Genomic DNA, 16,581 nt, shown 5'->3' with positions numbered 1-16,581 from the left:
CCCGGCCGATGCCGGCCGGAGGTCGCCAGCAGGCCGGGGCCGGGCCGGCGCGGCCCGCTTTGCGGGCCGCCTTGATCCTTAAGAGGCGAATTCGGCAGACGCGATATCACCTGCGTCTACGGGCGGAGCCGGCGAGTGAGACCGGGATCCACTAGGCGGACCGGAGGTCGGGGTTGAATACCGGAGAAAGTGCACGCTGTGGAAGACCGATCGCGGCACGACACTTCTGATCCAGCAGTCCGAAATGATCACCTCCGGTGGATCACCGCACTACCCGCCGCCCTGTCATGGATTCCGCGCCTATCCGGGCTGAGATTGATCACCGATACGTTGGCAACACACAACACGCCAGCCATCGTGAGTACGAGATTGGTGAAGTGGCGGATGACTGCCGCACTATAGCCGAGGCGCTCGCCATCCTTGAAGCGCACTACTTCCAGCCGGAGTACGCGCTTGCCCAGGGTTGCGCCCCACCGCGACACGCTCAGCGGAGCGTAGAGGAGAATGAAGGCCAGGACCCAAATCGCTGCCGTGGTACGCCATATCGGGCCGGCCTCGCTGTCGGGGACACCCGCGGCCGTAAGTATCCGGTCCAGCGCGACAAGCGGAACGAGGATCACTGCCACAGCGATGGCGATATCGATGGCGGTGGCAGCGCACCGCCACATGAGGCCTGCCGGAGATCCTGAACGAGGACCCTTGGCATCACCCACTGACGCAACGCGATCGAGGTAGCCGACGATCGGGGAGTCGAACAACTAATGTCCTCTTTCGTTCATTCAGTAGCGTCCAAAACGGCCTGGACCGGAGGGCGCGGGGTGGCAAGCCCTGAGGCGAGGCTTGTCATCCATCAGCGCCCGGATGATCCGCGTCAGGTGCTGAACGCACGGGTCGGACATACCAATCAGAGGAGTAATCCACCCGAATGATCAACTCATCTGACCTCAGATATTCGCCGTCATCCACGATCACGTCGGTAACCACGAACTGATCGTTGCCCCACGGGTCAGGATGACCGGAACTCGGGCCAAAAGCGACCTCCGCCCTCAGCACCATGTCATTCGGAAGACCATCCAGCGCAGCGCGTAGCTGCCCGACGGTCCACCGCTCAACATCGTGCCGGTACCGCTCCACCTGGCTGCTCGTCACCGCGAGGCTACCCGGGGAGCGAGTCCCGGCGGGATTCCGCGTCAAGGCAACCCTTGACACACGGACAGCGGGCGGTGGCTGCGCGACGAGGTCGTGGTGGGGATGCGGCGCGTGTTACCCGGGCAGGCCCCCGCGGATGGTGATCAGCGCGGGATCATGCGTCCGGCCGATGGGGACCGGAACGGTCGGCCGCGAGCCACGACGCGATCCGTCCCAGTATGGTGTTGATCTATGTTGCCCGAGCCGGCCCCGGCGGACCCGATTCGCCTTGACTACGCCCTGACGCACGATGATCTGCGCGATGGTGTCGCGGCCCAGCAACGCCGCGGGTGGGTTCGCTGGCTTGTTCCGATTCTGGCGGTTGCCGTGCTGGCCGCGGTCGTCACAGGACTCGTCTCCGCCGAGGTGTGGGAACTCCCGGCGGATGCTGCCGCGATCGTGGTGGGCGTGGTACTGGTACTGGCAGCGATCATCGGGGGGTTCGGCGTCCTGTTGGTCCGGCTCGCCCTGGCAGCGATGTATCAGTGGCAGGCGCACCTGCTCGTGCGGGGAAACCCGTGGCTGTCCCAGCCGGTCCAGGCCACGGTGACCGATACCGGAATCCACCTCCGGTCCGCGACCGAGGATGCAACGATCGCCTGGTCCCACCATCCGTTCTACATCGAGACCGACCGGTCGTTCGTCCTGCTGGCGTCGAAGGGCCTCGGCGCAATGCCGGTGGTGCTACCGAAACGTGGGCTGGTCGAGGCGGCGGCGGACCCATCGCAACTGCGCGCGATGCTCGCCACCCACGTACGCGAACGCCCCTGAACTGCGCTGCGACACGACATTCAGTCCAACACATCGTAGTGACTCATTCCGCTCGTCACAGGATCCCACAGGACGAGGGCCGTTCGGTCTCGGAGACCGTCTACCAGGCACCCGGTCCTGCCGATCGGGGAGATCCCGTGACGGGGAACGACTAGATTAGACGATTCGGCCGGACAGGAGCAGCCACACGCTGCGATTGGCGTGCAGACTGTAATGCTCACCGCTACTGCGCCCGCCCGGCGGCCAAGGCGCCCCGATGTGGACCGTGGTCATCAGCAAGGACCGACGACCGCGGTGATGTTCCCAGGACCGGTGCTTGCGTCGCAGCGTGACGTGCCAGCCGCCCGGCCATCGGCACTAGCGCCACGTGGGCGCCGTTCCCCGCCCAGTCGAATAGCGGGCCGACCTCGTCGCTCTCATTGGCGATGGAACCGTCGATCGAGACGGCGGCGCAGCCCATGATCACCTTGCTCACTGAATCTCCTCGCGTCGTGATGTGCCGATTCTGAGGCGGATGCCGGTGCGGGCGCTTGTAAGAAATCAATCGGCCGGCAGCGGCTCGACGTCGAGGGCGTGACCGGGATGGTCGGCGAGGAACCGCCGCCGCAGCGCCAGGTACGCCGTCGGTGTGCATCCGGTGAAGGTCTGGAAGTCCTACCTGTCGGCCGGCAGGAAGACGGCGACGGCTACCCGCTGCGCCTGTTCGGCACTCAGGTCCTACGGCCGACGGGTGTCCGACGAAAGTCTGGCGTTCTTGCGTCCCGGCGGGGCATGCTCATGGCCGGGCGGTCCCAATCGGTCCACGATGGGCCGCGGTCCGGGCGACGGTCGCTGTCGGAGTGCCGGCGCGGCGGCGGGGGAGGGTATCGTCGAGTGTCGATGACGGTGCCACGGTGGAGGCGTCACCCGGTGGCAGAGGTGCGAATCCGTTACGGGTCGTTGTGCCGAGTGAGGGACTTTCTGCGGCAATAGCCCGGCTCGTCAGTGAGGATGGGGGATCACGGCTAAAGGCCGAAGCCGCAACATCTGATTGCTGGTCGTACCCCTCAGGCCCGCCGTCTGGCGACTTCCCGATGGCCGATCGGATCGGCCTGTGCGGACAGCCCTGATCGGCCGTCCGTCCGCTTTGCGGGTCAGTCTGGTTGTGGCACGATCGTGGAACCTCCACCACCCGTCACAACGACTCCCCGACAGGAGCGAACATGTCTGGTCGAAGGCTGGGCCGGCTGCTTGGCTCGTTTCTCGTGCTCGCGGCGATCGCGGGCGGCGTCCTCGTCGGCAACGGATGGGACTTCGGGGGCGCCCAGACCATGGACATCATCTGGAACATGCCCGTGCCCCGCTGATACAGCGGTGGGGTCGACCTGAGGCGGCAAGGTCTCTAGAGGGGGCGGCATGGCGGGTTCCGGCCGCACCGGCCCCCGTTCGACCGACCACGCGTGGCTGATCACCGGCCCGCTGGTCCTGTTCGCCGTGGTCTGCTCGACCGTGACCGGCCTGACCGCCGCGCGGCCGTTCGGGGAGTGGCCGCTGGCCGCGGTGCTGCTGGCGGCGATGGTGGCGGCAGGCCTGCCGGTGCTCAACTTCACCGTCCGGCGCCAGTCGATCGGGGTCACCCTCACCGAGATTCCGCTGGTCCTGGCGTTCTACTTCGTCCGGCCGCTGACGGTCGTCGTCATCTACACGCTAGCGGCTGTCCTCACCCACCTGCGGCACCGGATGGGGCCCACCAAGCTCTGGTTCAACGTGGCCCGTGCCGCCGCGGGCTCCTCGGTGGCCGTGCTGGCCCTGCAGGCGTTCCCGCCCGTCGAGGGGGTCGGCCCCCGGACATGGCTGACCCTGTTCGTGGCGGCCAGCATGGTCAGCCTGTTCAGCATCACCTCGGTGGCCGGGGTGCACACCCTCCTCCAGGGCTGGCAGGCCGGGCGGGAAGCGTTCCGCAAGTCCCCGTCCATGCTGCTGGCCACAGCGATGAACATCGTCAGCGGCCTGATCATCCTGATCCTGATCGCGACCACCTGGTGGTCGCTGCTGCTGCTGGGCACGCTGACCACGGCCCTGGCCCTGGTCTACCGCGCTTACGCGCAGTTCTTCCGGCAGCACCGCACCCTCGCCGACATGTACGAGCTCAGCCGGGCGGTCAGCGGCAGCGGCCAGGACGGGACCCTCGCCGACGCCCTGCTCGGCCGGGTCAGGGCCCTGATGCAGGCGGAGTACGCCACCCTGTGGCTGCCCGCCCAGGGTCGGCATCCCGAGGTGCTGCTGACGTCGCGGATCGCCGACTCCGGCCTGCTGGACGTCGCCCCGACCCCGGCCGAGCTGCGGCAACGGGCCCGGGACGAGGGTCGCACCGTCGTCCTGGGCCGGGGCATGACGACCGACGGCGACCTGCGCGGGCCGGTGTCGGGGCAGGGGGTCAAGGACGTCATCGCCGTCCCGCTCCGCTCGGGGCAGGCCACGATCGGCACCCTGGAGGTGGTCAACCGCCTCGGGGCCAGCAACTACTTCGCCCGCACGGATGTACCGCTCCTGGAGACGGTCGGGGCGCACGCCGCAGTCGCCCTGGAGAATTCGCGTCTGGTCGACCGGCTCCGCCACGACGCGTACCACGACGCGTTGACCAGGCTGCCCAACCGGCGGCGGATCAGCGGGGCGTTGGACGAGGCGGTCAAGATCCGGGCGCCCGGCGAGGTGGTGGCGCTGCTGCTCTTCGACGTCGACCGGCTGCGCCAGGTCAACGAGTCGCTCGGCCACGCGGCGGGCGACAAGGTGCTGACCGAGGTCGCCGCCCGGCTGCGCGCCTGCGCGCCCTCGTCGGCGCTGGTCGGCCGGGTCGGGGGCGACGAGTTCCTGGTGACACTCCGGCTGGAGAGCGCCGAGGCCGCGCTGGAGCTCGCCGGCCAGCTGCGGGAGCAGATCCGCGACGAGATGGTCTTCGACGCGCTCACCCTGGACGTCGACACCGCCGTCGGGGTGGCCGTACACCCGGACCACGGCAGTGACGCGGCCTCCCTGCTGCAGCGGGTGGATCTCGCCGCGACCGCGGCCAAGGCGGTGCCCGGCAGCGTGCAGCTGTTCAACCCGGCGCTGGAGTCCCGGTCGTTGCGCCGGCTCGGCCTCGCCGGCGACCTGCGGCGGGCGCTCGACGACGGCGAGCTGGAGGTCTACTTCCAGCCCAAGGTGACCCTGCGGGACCGCCGCCTGGTGGGGGTGGAGTGTCTGGCCCGCTGGGAGCATCCGGCGCACGGGTGGGTCGCCCCGGACGACTTCGTCGCGGTGGCCGAGCACACCGGCCAGCTGGGCCGGCTCACCGAGTTCGTGCTCCGCGAGGGGCTGCGGCGCAGCCGGGACTGGAGCCACGGCGAGCAGCCGCTCGCCGTGGCGGTCAACCTCTCCGCCCGCAGCCTCACCGACCAGCACTTCCCGGCCCACGTACGGGAGCTGCTCGAGGAGTACGGCGTACCGCCGCAGCGGCTCACCCTGGAGATCAAGGAGGCCGGGGTGCTGGACGGCACCGAGCGGCCGATCCCCACCCTGCGCCGGCTGCGCGACCTGGGGGTACGGCTCTCGGTGGACGACTTCGGCACCGGGGACTCCTCTCTGGCCCACCTGCGCCGGCTGCCGGTGCACGAGGTGAAGGTCGACCGCTCCTTTGTGCAGGGCATGGCGACCGACCCGGGCGATCTGGCGATCGTCAACGCGGTGGTCACCCTCTCCCAGCAGTTCGGCCTGGCCGTGGTCGCCGAGGGCGTGGAGAGCGAGCTGACCCTGGAGCTGCTCCAGGACATCGGCTGCCAGATCGGGCAGGGCTTCCTGTTCAGCCGCCCGCTGCCGTACGAGCGGCTGGAGGCCTGGTTCGGTGCCCAGGTGGACCCGGAGACGATCTCCGCCGGGGAGCTTCCGCGCCTGCGCGTCGTGCTCTGAACAGCGCAAACGCCGTACCGGGGGATCCGATTTCACCCCCTGCGCAGGGCCGTGTAATGTATCTCCTGCGCGACGCCCTCCGGGTGATCGGGCAGGCCCCCTTAGCTCAGTCGGCAGAGCGTCTCCATGGTAAGGAGAAGGTCTACGGTTCGATTCCGTAAGGGGGCTCAGAGGGTCCGGCTGGACCCGCCTGCGGCGGTGTAGCTCAGATGGCAGAGCAAGCGGCTCATAATCGCTGTGTCGCCGGTTCAAGTCCGGCCACCGCTACTCTCGTCCGCCGGGCGTCGTCCCGGTGGTCGGTGGGACGGGCGCCACAGGCGCCCAATTTGTGTGTCCGCGCATTGCCTGCGTAGGCTGATGCGCTGTAGTTGTTACCCGTAGCGAGGAAGGCACTCCGCCGTGGCGAAGGCGACCGATGTTCGGCCGAAGATCACTTTGGCGTGTGTGGAGTGCAAGGAGCGCAACTACATCACGCGCAAGAACCGTCGTAACGACCCGGACCGTATCGAGCTGAAGAAGTTCTGCCCGCGGGACGGCAAGCACACGATCCACCGCGAGACCCGCTGACCTGCGGCCGGCTTTGCCGGCCCGGTCCCGCAGCGACACCCGAACGCCGATCCGCACGGATGGCGCGGCCCGAGCCGCCCGTCCCGTACGGATCGGCGTTCGTGCTTTCCGTGTAGGTTCGGCGGCATGTCCCTGGACCCGTCCTTCGTCGGCCGGACCTACCCGCCGACCGCCCCCTATCAGGTGGGCCGAGAAAAGATCCGCGAGTTCGCCACCGCCATCGGCGCCACCGATCCGGCCCACCACGACCCGGAGGCGGCCCGCGCCCTCGGTCATCCGGACGTGGTTGCCCCGCCGACCTTCCCCGTGGTGGTCACCATGGCCGCCAACCGCCAGATCGTCGAGGACCCGGCGCTGGGCGTCGACTACAGCCGGGTGGTCCACGGCGACCAGCGCTTCGCGTACACCCGTCCGGTCATCGCCGGTGACGAGCTGGTCTGCGTGAACACCATCGAGGAGATCACCAACCGGGGCGGGCACGGCTTCCTGACCACCCGCACCGACGTCAGCACCGCCGCCGGCGAGCCGGTGGTCGCCGTCTGGTCCAAGATCGTCGTACGCGGGGAGGCCTGAGATGGAGCTGCCGACTCAGACGTACCGGGTGACCCGGGCGGACCTGGTCCGCTACGCGGGCGCCTCGGGCGACTTCAACCCGATCCACTGGAGCGATCGCACCGCCACCAAGGTGGGCCTGCCCGGGGTGATCGCCCACGGGATGTTCACCATGGCGCTGGCCGGCCGGGCGGTGACCACCTGGGCCGGGTCGCCCGACGCGGTGGTCGAATTCGGCGTCCGGTTCAGCCGTCCGGTGGTCGTCCCGGACGACGACCAGGGCACCGAGATCGAGGTCAACGCGGTGGTGCGTGAGGTCACCGAAGACGGCCTGACCAGGCTCGACGTGACCGCCACCTGCCTGGGGGAGAAGGTCCTCTCGCAGGCTCGGGCGACGGTCCGGACGCCGCGCTGACGGTCTTCCCGACGTGACGGGCGGGACCGGTTGGGAAAGTCGGGGCGCTACCCGTACACTGGTCCGCCGTGGGGCAAGTGACCCCTGCCCGGTCGTCATGGCCGAGCGGGGCGAGCGTCGCCGCACAGGGGTGTAGCTCAATTGGCAGAGCAGCGGTCTCCAAAACCGCAGGCTGCAGGTTCAAGTCCTGTCACCCCTGCGCCTCAGGCCTGACCGTTCCCGTGGGTCGCGTCGCCAGAACGGCGGCGCCCGGCCCGTGGTGGTGGCATCGGCGGGGTGGTTCCGAGGCATCGGGGCCCTTCGTCCGATCCGCCGGCCGCGGCCCGTCGCGGGACGGTTGGTCCGGCCGGCGTGACCAGCGCCGCGTACGCCCAATCGGCGTACGACCCGACATCCCGCGACGGAGGGCGAAGTGGCCGAGAGTAAGCGGCGCGGCGAGGACGCCGGCGACGACGGTCTGCGCGACGAGATCGTCGACGAGGTGGCCGCCGACGATGACGCCACCGACGCGGACGAGCCGGTAGCCCGGGGTGGCACCGCGACCCGTTCGCGGGCCCGTGCCGGTTCGGCCGACAGCAAGCCGACGACCCGGACCGAGACCGACAGGGTGGGGGTGTTCGCCCGCATCGCGCGTTTCTTCCGCGAGGTGGTCGCCGAACTGCGTAAGGTCATCTGGCCGACCCGCAAGGAACTGCTGACCTACACGGCCGTGGTGGTCACCTTCGTCGCGGTGATGCTGACGATCGTGGGCCTTCTCGACTTCGCGTTCGCGAAGGGTGTGCTGTGGGTGTTCGGCAACTCCAGCTGACCGGCCGACTGAGCCGATAGTGACGGAAGTGAGTAGCGTGCCTGAGTACGACGAGACCGCCGAGACCACGGACGAGCAGTCCACGGTGGCGACGGCGGCTGGTGACGAGTCGGTCGAGGCCGCCAGCGAGCCGGAATTCCCGACCACCGAGCCGGTGCCGGACGAGGAGTACGACCCGGTCGCCGAGCTGCGTCAGAAGCTGCGCTACGCCCCGGGCGACTGGTACGTGGTGCACTCGTACGCCGGCTACGAGAACAAGGTCAAGACCAACCTCGAGACCCGGATCACCTCCCTCGACATGGAGGAGTTCATTTACCAGGTCGAGGTACCGACCCGGGAAGAGGTCGAGGTCAAGAACGGCAAGCGGTCCCAGGTCCAGGCCAAGGTCTTCCCCGGCTACATCCTGGTCCGGATGGAGCTGACGGCGGAGTCCTACTCCTGCGTGCGCAACACGCCGGGGGTCACCGGCTTCGTGGGCGCGACCGACCGGGCCGACCGCCCGGCGCCGCTCTCCCTCGACGAGGTGCTCAAGTGGCTGGCCCCGGCGCTCGAGACCGAGCAGAAGAAGGCCAAGCCCGAGATCAAGGTCCTCGACTTCGAGGTCGGCGACTCGGTCACCGTCACCGACGGCGCGTTCGCCTCGCTGCCGGCGACGATCAGCGAGATCAACGCCGACCAGCAGAAGCTCAAGGTGCTGGTGTCGATCTTCGGCCGGGAGACCCCGGTCGAGCTGAACTTCAACCAGGTCGCCAAGATCTGACGTGTACCCGGTCGCCGGCGGTGGGCAGCAGCCCGCCGCCGGCGTACTCGTTCCGCCGCCCCGTCCGACCTCGGCGCGGGGGTTGGCGGAGCGCTGCGCTACTCTTGAACGTCGCCGCTGTCGCATCGCGCTGACCGTGCGCGCCCGCGGCCGGCACCTTTCCCAGTTCCAAGCCCCAGGAAGTGATATGCCTCCGAAGAAGAAGCTCGTCAAGACGTTCACGCTTCAGCTGAAGGCGGGCCAGGCCACGCCGGCACCGCCGGTCGGCCCCGCGCTCGGCCAGCACGGCGTCAACATCATGGAGTTCTGCAAGTCCTACAACGCGCAGACCGAGGCTCAGCGGGGCGACATCGTCCCCGCCGAGATCAGCGTCTACGAGGACCGCAGCTTCACCTTCGTGCTGAAGACGCCGCCCGCCGCCCGGCTGCTGATCAAGGCTGCCGGCGTCGAGAAGGGTTCCGGCGTGCCGCAGAGCCAGAAGGTCGGCTCGGTCACCCGCGCCCAGGTGCGTGAGATCGCCGAGAAGAAGATGGTCGACCTCAACGCCAACGATCTCGACCAGGCTGAGAAGATCATCGCCGGCACCGCCCGGTCGATGGGCATCGTCGTCAGCGACTGACGTCGGCGACCAACAGATCAGTTCGTGGGAGGGCACGCGGTCACCGCGGCCCGCCATAGACCACAGGAGTAACACGAAGATGCAGCGCAGCAAGAGCTACCGCAAGGCCGCCGAGGTCATCGACCGGTCGAAGCTGTACACCCCCGCCGAGGCCGTCAAGCTGGCCAAGGACGCCACCACCGCCAAGTTCGACGCCACGGTCGAGGTCGCGATGCGCCTCGGCGTCGACCCCCGCAAGGCGGACCAGATGGTCCGCGGCACGGTCAACCTGCCGCACGGCACCGGTAAGACCGCCCGCGTGATCGTCTTCGCCGCCGGCGCGAAGGCCGAAGAGGCCGCCGCGGCGGGTGCGGACGAGGTGGGCACGGACGAGCTCGTCGCCCGGATCCAGGGCGGCTGGCTGGACTTCGACGCGGCGATCGCCACCCCGGACCAGATGGCCAAGATCGGCCGGATCGCGCGGATCCTGGGCCCGCGCGGCCTGATGCCGAACCCGAAGACGGGCACGGTGACCATGGATGTCACCAAGGCCGTCAAGGACATCAAGGGCGGCAAGATCACCTTCCGGGTGGACAAGCACTCGAACCTGCACCTGATCATCGGCAAGTCCTCGTTCTCCGAGAACCAGCTGATCGACAACTACGCCGCCGTCCTCGACGAGGTGCTCCGCGCCAAGCCGTCCTCGGCCAAGGGCAAGTACCTCAAGAAGGTCACCCTGACCACCACCATGGGCCCGGGCGTCCCGGTCGACCCGAACGTGGTGAAGAACCTGCAGGAGGGCTCGGCCGAGGGCTGAGCACGGCTCCCGTGAAGGGGCCTCGCCACGACTCGTGGCGGGGCCCCTTCCGTCTGTCCGCTGTGGCGGGCTCGCTGGCATGCGGCTGGAGGACGTGTGGCTCCGGTACCACCGGCGCGGCCCGTGGGTGCTGCGGGCGGCCCGGGTCCGAATCGACCCGGGTGAGGTGGCGGTCGTGCTCGGCCGCAACGGCGTCGGCAAGTCCACCCTGCTCCAGTTCGCGGCCGGGGTGCTCCGGCCGGACCGCGGCCGGGTGGTTACGGCTGACCGGCTTCCTGCGTACCGGACGGGCGCTGGCGCCGGTGCTGGCCGGCCTGCTCGCCCTCGGCGTCCTGTACGGCGGCGGTCGGGCCCAGCCGGCGGGGGCGTACGGCGTCTCCGGGTGGTTCTCTTCCCGGTGCTCGCCTGGCAGACCGAGTGGCTGGTCGGGGGAGTGACCGGCCCGGTCGCCGGGGGACCGGTCGGTGGCGGCGGGGGTCACCCTCGGGCTCTGGGCCCACCCGCTCGCCCTGCCAGCGGCGGTGGCGCTGGGTGCCCTGGCCAGCCGGGCGGTCACCGGCAGCGCCGGGTACGGCGTCGCGGTGCTGGCCACCCTCGGCGCGGTCGGCGCCCTGGTGCTCGGCCTCTCGGGCTCGGCGACGCCCTGGCTGGTGCCGCCGGTGCTGGCCACCGCCCGGGCGCTGACCGGGCCGCTGGCCGGTTCCGCGGCGCTGCTGTTGTCGGGCTGGGCGGCAGCGGCCCTGACCGGCTGCGTCCGGTGCCGCCGGCGTCGCCCCTGAGGACCCCGCCGCCGGTCGACACCCGGCGGCGCCGGGGGAGTGACCGGGGGCACGGCGGGGGCGATTTGGAGGTACCGGGACGCGTCGCGTAACCTTGGCGCAAGTTCCACCCAGAGACCGCTGGTCACCGTGCTCCGGCACGGTCGAAGGTCCCGCGATGACGGGCGACCCGCGCAGGGCGGCAAGCGAAAATCGGTTCATCCCGTGGTCCGCCGACCGCGACGATCGTGCCGGCCCTCGCCCCGCGCGCCCTGCGCCGGGGCTTTTCTCGTTGTCGTGGTGCCTCCGCCGCCGTCCCGAGCCTCCCGCTCGACGACGGCGACCAGCCTCGAGCAACGAGAGAGGAGGGACATGGCGGACAAGCCGATCCGGGCCGACAAGGCCACGGCCGTCGCAGAGCTGACCGAGAGCTTCCGCAACGCGGGAGCCGCGGTGCTCACCGAGTACCGTGGTCTGACGGTTTCCCAGCTCACCCAGCTGCGGCGCTCGCTCGGCAAGGAGACCACCTACACGGTCGCGAAGAACACGCTGGCCAAGCGTGCCGCGACCGAGGCGGGTATCTCCGGCCTCGACGAGCTGTTCACCGGTCCTACCGCGCTGACTTTCGTTTCGGGCGACGTCGTCGAGGCGGCGAAGGGTCTTCGCGACTTCGCGAAGACCAACCCGAAGCTCGTCATCAAGGGCGGTGTCTTCGAGGGCAAGGCCATTTCCGCGGCCGAGGTCACGAAGCTCGCCGACCTGGAGTCCCGTGAGGTGCTGCTGGCCAAGCTGGCCGGCGCCATGAAGGGCAACCTGAGCAAGGCCGCGGCCCTGTTCCAGGCTCCGCTCTCCAAGACCGCCCGTCTGGCGGCTGCCCTGCAGGACAAGCGCGAGAAGGAGGGCGCCGAGGCGGCCTGAGGCCTCCCGGCGCACCCAGTTCTTACTTAACAGATTCAGGAAAGGACGCCAGACATGGCGAAGCTCAGCACCGACGAGCTCCTCGACGCGTTCAAGGAGATGACGCTGATCGAGCTCTCCGAGTTCGTGAAGCAGTTCGAGACGACCTTCGAGGTCACCGCCGCCGCCCCGGTCGCGGTCGCCGCTGCCGGTGGCGCTGCCGCCCCGGCCGAGGCCGAGGCGGAGAAGGACGAGTTCGACGTCGTCCTCGAGGCCGACGGTGGCAAGAAGATCCAGGTCATCAAGGTCGTGCGTGAGCTGACCGGCCTGGGCCTCAAGGAGGCCAAGGACGCGGTCGAGTCCGCGCCGAAGGCCATCCTGGAGAAGGTCAACAAGGAGACCGCCGAGAAGGCCAAGGCCAAGCTCGAGGGCGAGGGCGCCAAGGTCACCCTCAAGTAATTGAGGTACGACCAGGCGCGCGCCCGGCTCAGGTGAGCCGGGGCACACCGCATCGCGGCGGGCGGTGATCCGGGAACGGATCACCGCCCGCTGTGGTTGGTGGCTCTCGGTGGCAGCGGCGTGAGCAGTGCGTGCGACGCCCGGCGTACGGCGCAACAGTGGTGCCTGGCGGTGGCTCGTCGGTGGGAAAGACGGGGGCGACCGGAGAGGAGCCCTTGACGCGGCACCGGCCTGCCAGGCACGCTGACACCAGCAAGACCTTCCGCGCTTGCGACGGCCACCTCTTGGGTAATGGCAGCGGCAGCACCACCGGCCGCGATACCCGAGCGGCCCGGCAGGAACGACGCGTTCCGAGCGGCCCCGGTGAGACCCGGTTCCACGGGTCCCGAGGCACGTTCCGCGACGACCTGCGGGGTGGGCTGGACAGCGGTTAGCCTCTCGGCTACACTGCTAGTTTGCGCTGCCTTCCGACTTGGCCCCTGCTCGGAAATGTCCGTTTGCGGATATTTCCGGTGGGGTCATTGGAGTGCACGCGTACCAGCCGTTCTGCAGCACCGGTCCTCGGAAGGACGCATCTTGGCAGCTTCCCGCCCTGCGAAGACCAGTCGTACGTCGAGCGCTTTCGCTCCCCGCCGAGTTTCTTTCGGCAGGATCACCGAACATCTCGAGGTCCCCAACCTCCTCGCCATCCAGAACGAGTCCTTCGACTGGCTCGTCGGCAACGAGGCTTGGCAGGGCCGGTCGGCGGACGACCCGCACGCACGCTCGGGTCTCGCGGAGATCCTCCATGAGATCAGTCCCATTGAGGACTTCTCCGGCACCATGTCGCTCTCCTTCTCGGCACCGCGCTTCGACGAGGTCAAGGCCTCGATCGAGGAGTGCAAGGAGAAGGACCTGACCTACTGCGCGCCGCTGTTCGTGACCGCGGAGTTCACCAACAACACCACCGGCGAGATCAAGAGCCAGACGGTGTTCATGGGTGACTTCCCGATGATGACGCCGAAGGGCACCTTCATCATCAACGGCACCGAGCGCGTCGTGGTCAGCCAGCTCGTCCGCTCGCCGGGCGTGTACTTCTCGAAGGAGCCGGACAAGACCTCCGACCGCGACCTTTCCAGCGTCAAGGTCATCCCGAGCCGGGGTGCCTGGCTGGAGTTCGACATCGACAAGCGCGACACGGTCGGCGTCCGCATCGACCGCAAGCGCCGGCAGGCCGTCACGGTGCTGCTCAAGGCCATCGGTTGGTCGGCCGAGCGGATCCGTGAGCGGTTCGGCTGGTCCGAGCTGATGATGACCACGCTCGAGAAGGACCACATCGCCGGCCAGGACGAGGCGCTGCTCGACATCTACCGGAAGCTCCGCCCTGGCGAGCCGCCGACCCGTGAGAACGCCCAGACCCTGCTCGACAACCTCTTCTTCAACCCGAAGCGGTACGACGTCGCCAAGGTCGGGCGCTACAAGTTCAACAAGAAGCTCGAAGTGGGCGTGCCGATCACCACGGGCACGCTCACCGAGGACGACGTCGTCGCCACCGTGGAGTACCTCTGCCGGCTGCACGCCGGTGAGGACGGCTACGAGGCCGACGACATCGACCACTTCGGCAACCGGCGCCTGCGTACCGTGGGCGAGCTGATCCAGAACCAGGTCCGGGTCGGCCTGTCCCGGATGGAGCGGGTCGTCCGCGAGCGGATGACCACCCAGGACGTCGAGGCGATCACGCCGCAGACCCTGATCAACATCCGCCCGGTCGTGGCGGCGATCAAGGAGTTCTTCGGTACGTCGCAGCTGTCCCAGTTCATGGACCAGACCAACCCGCTGGCGGGCCTGACCCACCGGCGCCGGCTGAGCGCGCTCGGCCCGGGTGGTCTGTCCCGGGAGCGGGCCGGCTTCGAGGTCCGCGACGTGCACCCGTCCCACTACGGCCGGATGTGCCCGATCGAGACGCCGGAAGGCCCGAACATCGGTCTGATCGGCGCGCTCTCCACCTTCGCCCGGGTCAACCCGTTCGGCTTCATCGAGACGCCGTACCGGAAGGTCGTCGAGGGTCGGGTCACCGACCAGATCGACTACCTGACCGCGGACGAGGAGGACCGGTTCGTCAAGGCCCAGGCCAACGCGCGGCTCAAGCCCGACGGCACCTTCGCTGAGGACCGGGTCCTGTGCCGCCGTAAGGGCGGCGAGACCGAGGACGTGGTTCCCGGCGCCGTCGACTACATGGACGTCTCGCCGCGGCAGATGACCTCGGTCGCGACCGCGATGATCCCGTTCCTCGAGCACGACGACGCCAACCGGGCCCTGATGGGCGCGAACATGCAGCGCCAGGCGGTGCCGCTGGTCAAGGCCGAGTCGCCGTTGGTCGGCACGGGCATGGAGTACCGGGCCGCAGTCGACGCCGGTGACGTGGTCGTCGCCGAGCACGGCGGTGTGATCGAGGACCTCTGCGCCGACTACATCACCATCCACCAGGACGACGGCCACCGCCGGACGTACCTGCTGCACAAGTTCCGCCGCTCCAACGCCGGCTCCTGCGTCAACCAGAAGCCGGTCGTCTTCGAGGGCGACCGCGTCGAGGCCGGCCAGGTCATCGCCGACGGTCCCTGCACCGACGAGGGCGAGATGGCGCTCGGGCGCAACCTGCTCGTGGCGTTCATGTGCTGGGAGGGCCACAACTACGAGGACGCGATCATCCTGTCGCAGCGCCTCGTGCAGCAGGACGTGCTCACCTCGATCCACATCGAGGAGCACGAGGTCGACGCCCGGGACACCAAGCTGGGTCCGGAGGAGATCACCCGCGACATCCCGAACGTCAGCGAGGAGATGCTCGCGGACCTCGACGAGCGGGGCATCATCCGGATCGGCGCCGAGGTCGTCCCCGGCGACATCCTGGTCGGCAAGGTCACGCCGAAGGGCGAGACCGAGCTGACCCCGGAGGAGCGGCTGCTCCGCGCGATCTTCGGTGAGAAGGCGCGCGAGGTCCGGGACACCTCGCTGAAGGTGCCGCACGGTGAGACCGGCACGGTCATCGGCGTGCGTACCTTCTCCCGGGAGGACGGCGACGAGCTGCCTCCGGGTGTCAACGAGCTGGTCCGGGTCTACGTCGCCCAGAAGCGGAAGATCCAGGACGGCGACAAGCTCGCCGGCCGGCACGGTAACAAGGGCGTCATCTCCAAGATCCTGCCGGTCGAGGACATGCCGTTCCTTGAGGACGGCACGCCGGTCGACATCGTGCTCAACCCGCTGGGTGTGCCGAGCCGGATGAACATCGGCCAGGTGCTGGAAACCCACCTCGGCTGGGTCGCCAAGACCGGTTGGAGCGTGGAGGGCGACGACGCGGCGTGGAAGAAGCAGCTGCGCTCGATCGACGCCCACGAGTCCGAGCCGGACACCAACGTGGCCACCCCGGTCTTCGACGGTGCCCGCGAGGAGGAGATCTCCGGTCTGCTCTCGTCGACCCTGCCCAACCGGGACGGCAAGCAGCTGATCGGTGCCAGCGGAAAGGCGCAGCTGTTCGACGGTCGCTCCGGCGAGCCGCTGCCGGACCCGATCGCGGTCGGCTACATCTACATCCTGAAGCTCAACCACCTGGTCGACGACAAGATCCACGCTCGGTCGACCGGTCCGTACTCGATGATCACGCAGCAGCCGCTGGGTGGTAAGGCGCAGTTCGGTGGTCAGCGCTTCGGTGAGATGGAGTGCTGGGCGATGCAGGCGTACGGCGCCGCGTACGCCCTGCAGGAGCTGCTGACGATCAAGTCCGACGACGTCCTCGGCCGGGTCAAGGTCTACGAGGCGATCGTCAAGGGCGAGAACATCCCCGAGCCGGGCATCCCGGAGTCGTTCAAGGTGCTGCTCAAGGAGCTGCAGTCGCTGTGCCTCAACGTCGAGGTGCTCTCCAGCGACGGTGTGGCCCTGGAGATGCGCGAGACCGACGACGAGGTGTTCCGGGCCGCGGAGGAGCTGGGCATCGACCTGTCCCGGCGCGAGCCGAGCTCGGTCGAAGAGGTCTGAGGTGAACGGTCGGGAGCCGGCTCGCCGGCTCCCGACCTCACCCACTAGCTAGCAGTACA

General features: G+C 69.0%; 17 protein-coding genes, 3 tRNA genes and 1 pseudogene. 18 read left to right on the top strand and 3 right to left on the bottom strand.

The window, feature by feature from the left end:
- Window positions 1-248: 248 nt before the first annotated feature.
- The gene (locus tag ACLQ2U_RS27160) at window positions 249-758 is read right to left on the bottom strand and encodes an RDD family protein (protein ID WP_425753740.1); all 510 of its coding nucleotides are present in this window, start codon (window positions 756-758) and stop codon (window positions 249-251) included.
- Between the two features lie 85 nt (window positions 759-843).
- Entirely contained in the window at window positions 844-1,149 is a 306-nt protein-coding gene (locus tag ACLQ2U_RS27155; protein ID WP_425753739.1) for a DUF6225 family protein, read from the bottom strand.
- A gap of 231 nt (window positions 1,150-1,380) precedes the next feature.
- On the opposite strand from ACLQ2U_RS27155, the gene ACLQ2U_RS27150 reads away from it, so the two are divergent.
- Window positions 1,381-1,959, top strand: coding sequence for a YcxB family protein (locus ACLQ2U_RS27150; protein ID WP_425753738.1), 579 nt, complete (start codon window positions 1,381-1,383; stop codon window positions 1,957-1,959).
- A gap of 223 nt (window positions 1,960-2,182) precedes the next feature.
- On the opposite strand, the gene ACLQ2U_RS27145 is transcribed toward ACLQ2U_RS27150, so the two are convergent.
- Window positions 2,183-2,434: a hypothetical protein gene (locus ACLQ2U_RS27145; protein WP_425753737.1), complete on the bottom strand. Its 252-nt coding sequence runs from the start codon at window positions 2,432-2,434 to the stop codon at window positions 2,183-2,185.
- Window positions 2,435-3,161: 727 nt separating this feature from the next.
- Here ACLQ2U_RS27145 and ACLQ2U_RS27140 point away from each other — a divergent pair.
- The 17 genes and pseudogenes from ACLQ2U_RS27140 (at window position 3,162) to ACLQ2U_RS27060 (ending at window position 16,522) form a co-directional block, all read left to right on the top strand.
- Window positions 3,162-3,305: a hypothetical protein gene (locus tag ACLQ2U_RS27140; protein ID WP_425753736.1), complete on the top strand. Its 144-nt coding sequence runs from the start codon at window positions 3,162-3,164 to the stop codon at window positions 3,303-3,305.
- A 49-nt stretch (window positions 3,306-3,354) separates the two neighbouring features.
- A complete protein-coding gene (locus ACLQ2U_RS27135) occupies window positions 3,355-5,883 on the top strand; it encodes a putative bifunctional diguanylate cyclase/phosphodiesterase (protein WP_425753735.1) in 2,529 nt (842 codons plus the stop codon).
- A gap of 95 nt (window positions 5,884-5,978) precedes the next feature.
- A tRNA-Thr gene (locus tag ACLQ2U_RS27130) sits at window positions 5,979-6,051 on the top strand.
- Window positions 6,052-6,077: 26 nt separating this feature from the next.
- Window positions 6,078-6,150: transfer RNA gene (locus ACLQ2U_RS27125), tRNA-Met, on the top strand.
- Window positions 6,151-6,282: 132 nt separating this feature from the next.
- Window positions 6,283-6,450, top strand: a complete 168-nt coding sequence (rpmG, locus tag ACLQ2U_RS27120; protein WP_067301359.1) for a 50S ribosomal protein L33 — start codon at window positions 6,283-6,285, stop codon at window positions 6,448-6,450.
- 126 nt (window positions 6,451-6,576) lie between these two features.
- Window positions 6,577-7,023, top strand: a complete 447-nt coding sequence (locus ACLQ2U_RS27115; RefSeq protein ID WP_425753734.1) for an FAS1-like dehydratase domain-containing protein — start codon at window positions 6,577-6,579, stop codon at window positions 7,021-7,023.
- A 1-nt stretch (window position 7,024) separates the two neighbouring features.
- Window positions 7,025-7,417, top strand: a complete 393-nt coding sequence (locus ACLQ2U_RS27110; RefSeq protein ID WP_425753733.1) for a MaoC family dehydratase — start codon at window positions 7,025-7,027, stop codon at window positions 7,415-7,417.
- A gap of 126 nt (window positions 7,418-7,543) precedes the next feature.
- Window positions 7,544-7,616: transfer RNA gene (locus ACLQ2U_RS27105), tRNA-Trp, on the top strand.
- A gap of 213 nt (window positions 7,617-7,829) precedes the next feature.
- Window positions 7,830-8,225, top strand: a complete 396-nt coding sequence (gene secE / locus ACLQ2U_RS27100) for a preprotein translocase subunit SecE (RefSeq protein ID WP_425753732.1) — start codon at window positions 7,830-7,832, stop codon at window positions 8,223-8,225.
- 37 nt (window positions 8,226-8,262) lie between these two features.
- Window positions 8,263-8,985, top strand: a complete 723-nt coding sequence (gene nusG / locus ACLQ2U_RS27095) for a transcription termination/antitermination protein NusG (protein WP_425753749.1) — start codon at window positions 8,263-8,265, stop codon at window positions 8,983-8,985.
- Between the two features lie 187 nt (window positions 8,986-9,172).
- Window positions 9,173-9,604: a 50S ribosomal protein L11 gene (gene rplK / locus ACLQ2U_RS27090; protein WP_425753748.1), complete on the top strand. Its 432-nt coding sequence runs from the start codon at window positions 9,173-9,175 to the stop codon at window positions 9,602-9,604.
- Between the two features lie 79 nt (window positions 9,605-9,683).
- Complete coding sequence (rplA, locus tag ACLQ2U_RS27085; RefSeq protein WP_425753731.1) at window positions 9,684-10,400, top strand: 50S ribosomal protein L1; 717 nt, start codon at window positions 9,684-9,686, stop codon at window positions 10,398-10,400.
- A gap of 79 nt (window positions 10,401-10,479) precedes the next feature.
- Window positions 10,480-10,605 (top strand): annotated as a pseudogene (locus ACLQ2U_RS27080) (ABC transporter ATP-binding protein); the annotation flags it as partial.
- 259 nt (window positions 10,606-10,864) lie between these two features.
- Window positions 10,865-11,179: a hypothetical protein gene (locus ACLQ2U_RS27075; RefSeq protein ID WP_425753750.1), complete on the top strand. Its 315-nt coding sequence runs from the start codon at window positions 10,865-10,867 to the stop codon at window positions 11,177-11,179.
- Between the two features lie 351 nt (window positions 11,180-11,530).
- Window positions 11,531-12,076 (top strand): 50S ribosomal protein L10, encoded by a 546-nt coding sequence (rplJ, locus tag ACLQ2U_RS27070; protein ID WP_425753730.1) that lies wholly within the window; start codon window positions 11,531-11,533, stop codon window positions 12,074-12,076.
- A gap of 54 nt (window positions 12,077-12,130) precedes the next feature.
- Window positions 12,131-12,514, top strand: coding sequence for a 50S ribosomal protein L7/L12 (gene rplL / locus ACLQ2U_RS27065; RefSeq protein WP_425753729.1), 384 nt, complete (start codon window positions 12,131-12,133; stop codon window positions 12,512-12,514).
- A 576-nt stretch (window positions 12,515-13,090) separates the two neighbouring features.
- Window positions 13,091-16,522 (top strand): DNA-directed RNA polymerase subunit beta, encoded by a 3,432-nt coding sequence (locus ACLQ2U_RS27060; protein WP_425753728.1) that lies wholly within the window; start codon window positions 13,091-13,093, stop codon window positions 16,520-16,522.
- Window positions 16,523-16,581: the final 59 nt, after the last annotated feature.

The sequence above is a fragment of the Micromonospora sp. DT47 genome (assembly GCF_049844475.1).
Taxonomy (GTDB): domain Bacteria; phylum Actinomycetota; class Actinomycetes; order Mycobacteriales; family Micromonosporaceae; genus Micromonospora.
The sequence above is the reverse complement of the archived record's forward strand: the minus strand, read 5'-3'. Positions and strand labels throughout refer to the sequence as shown.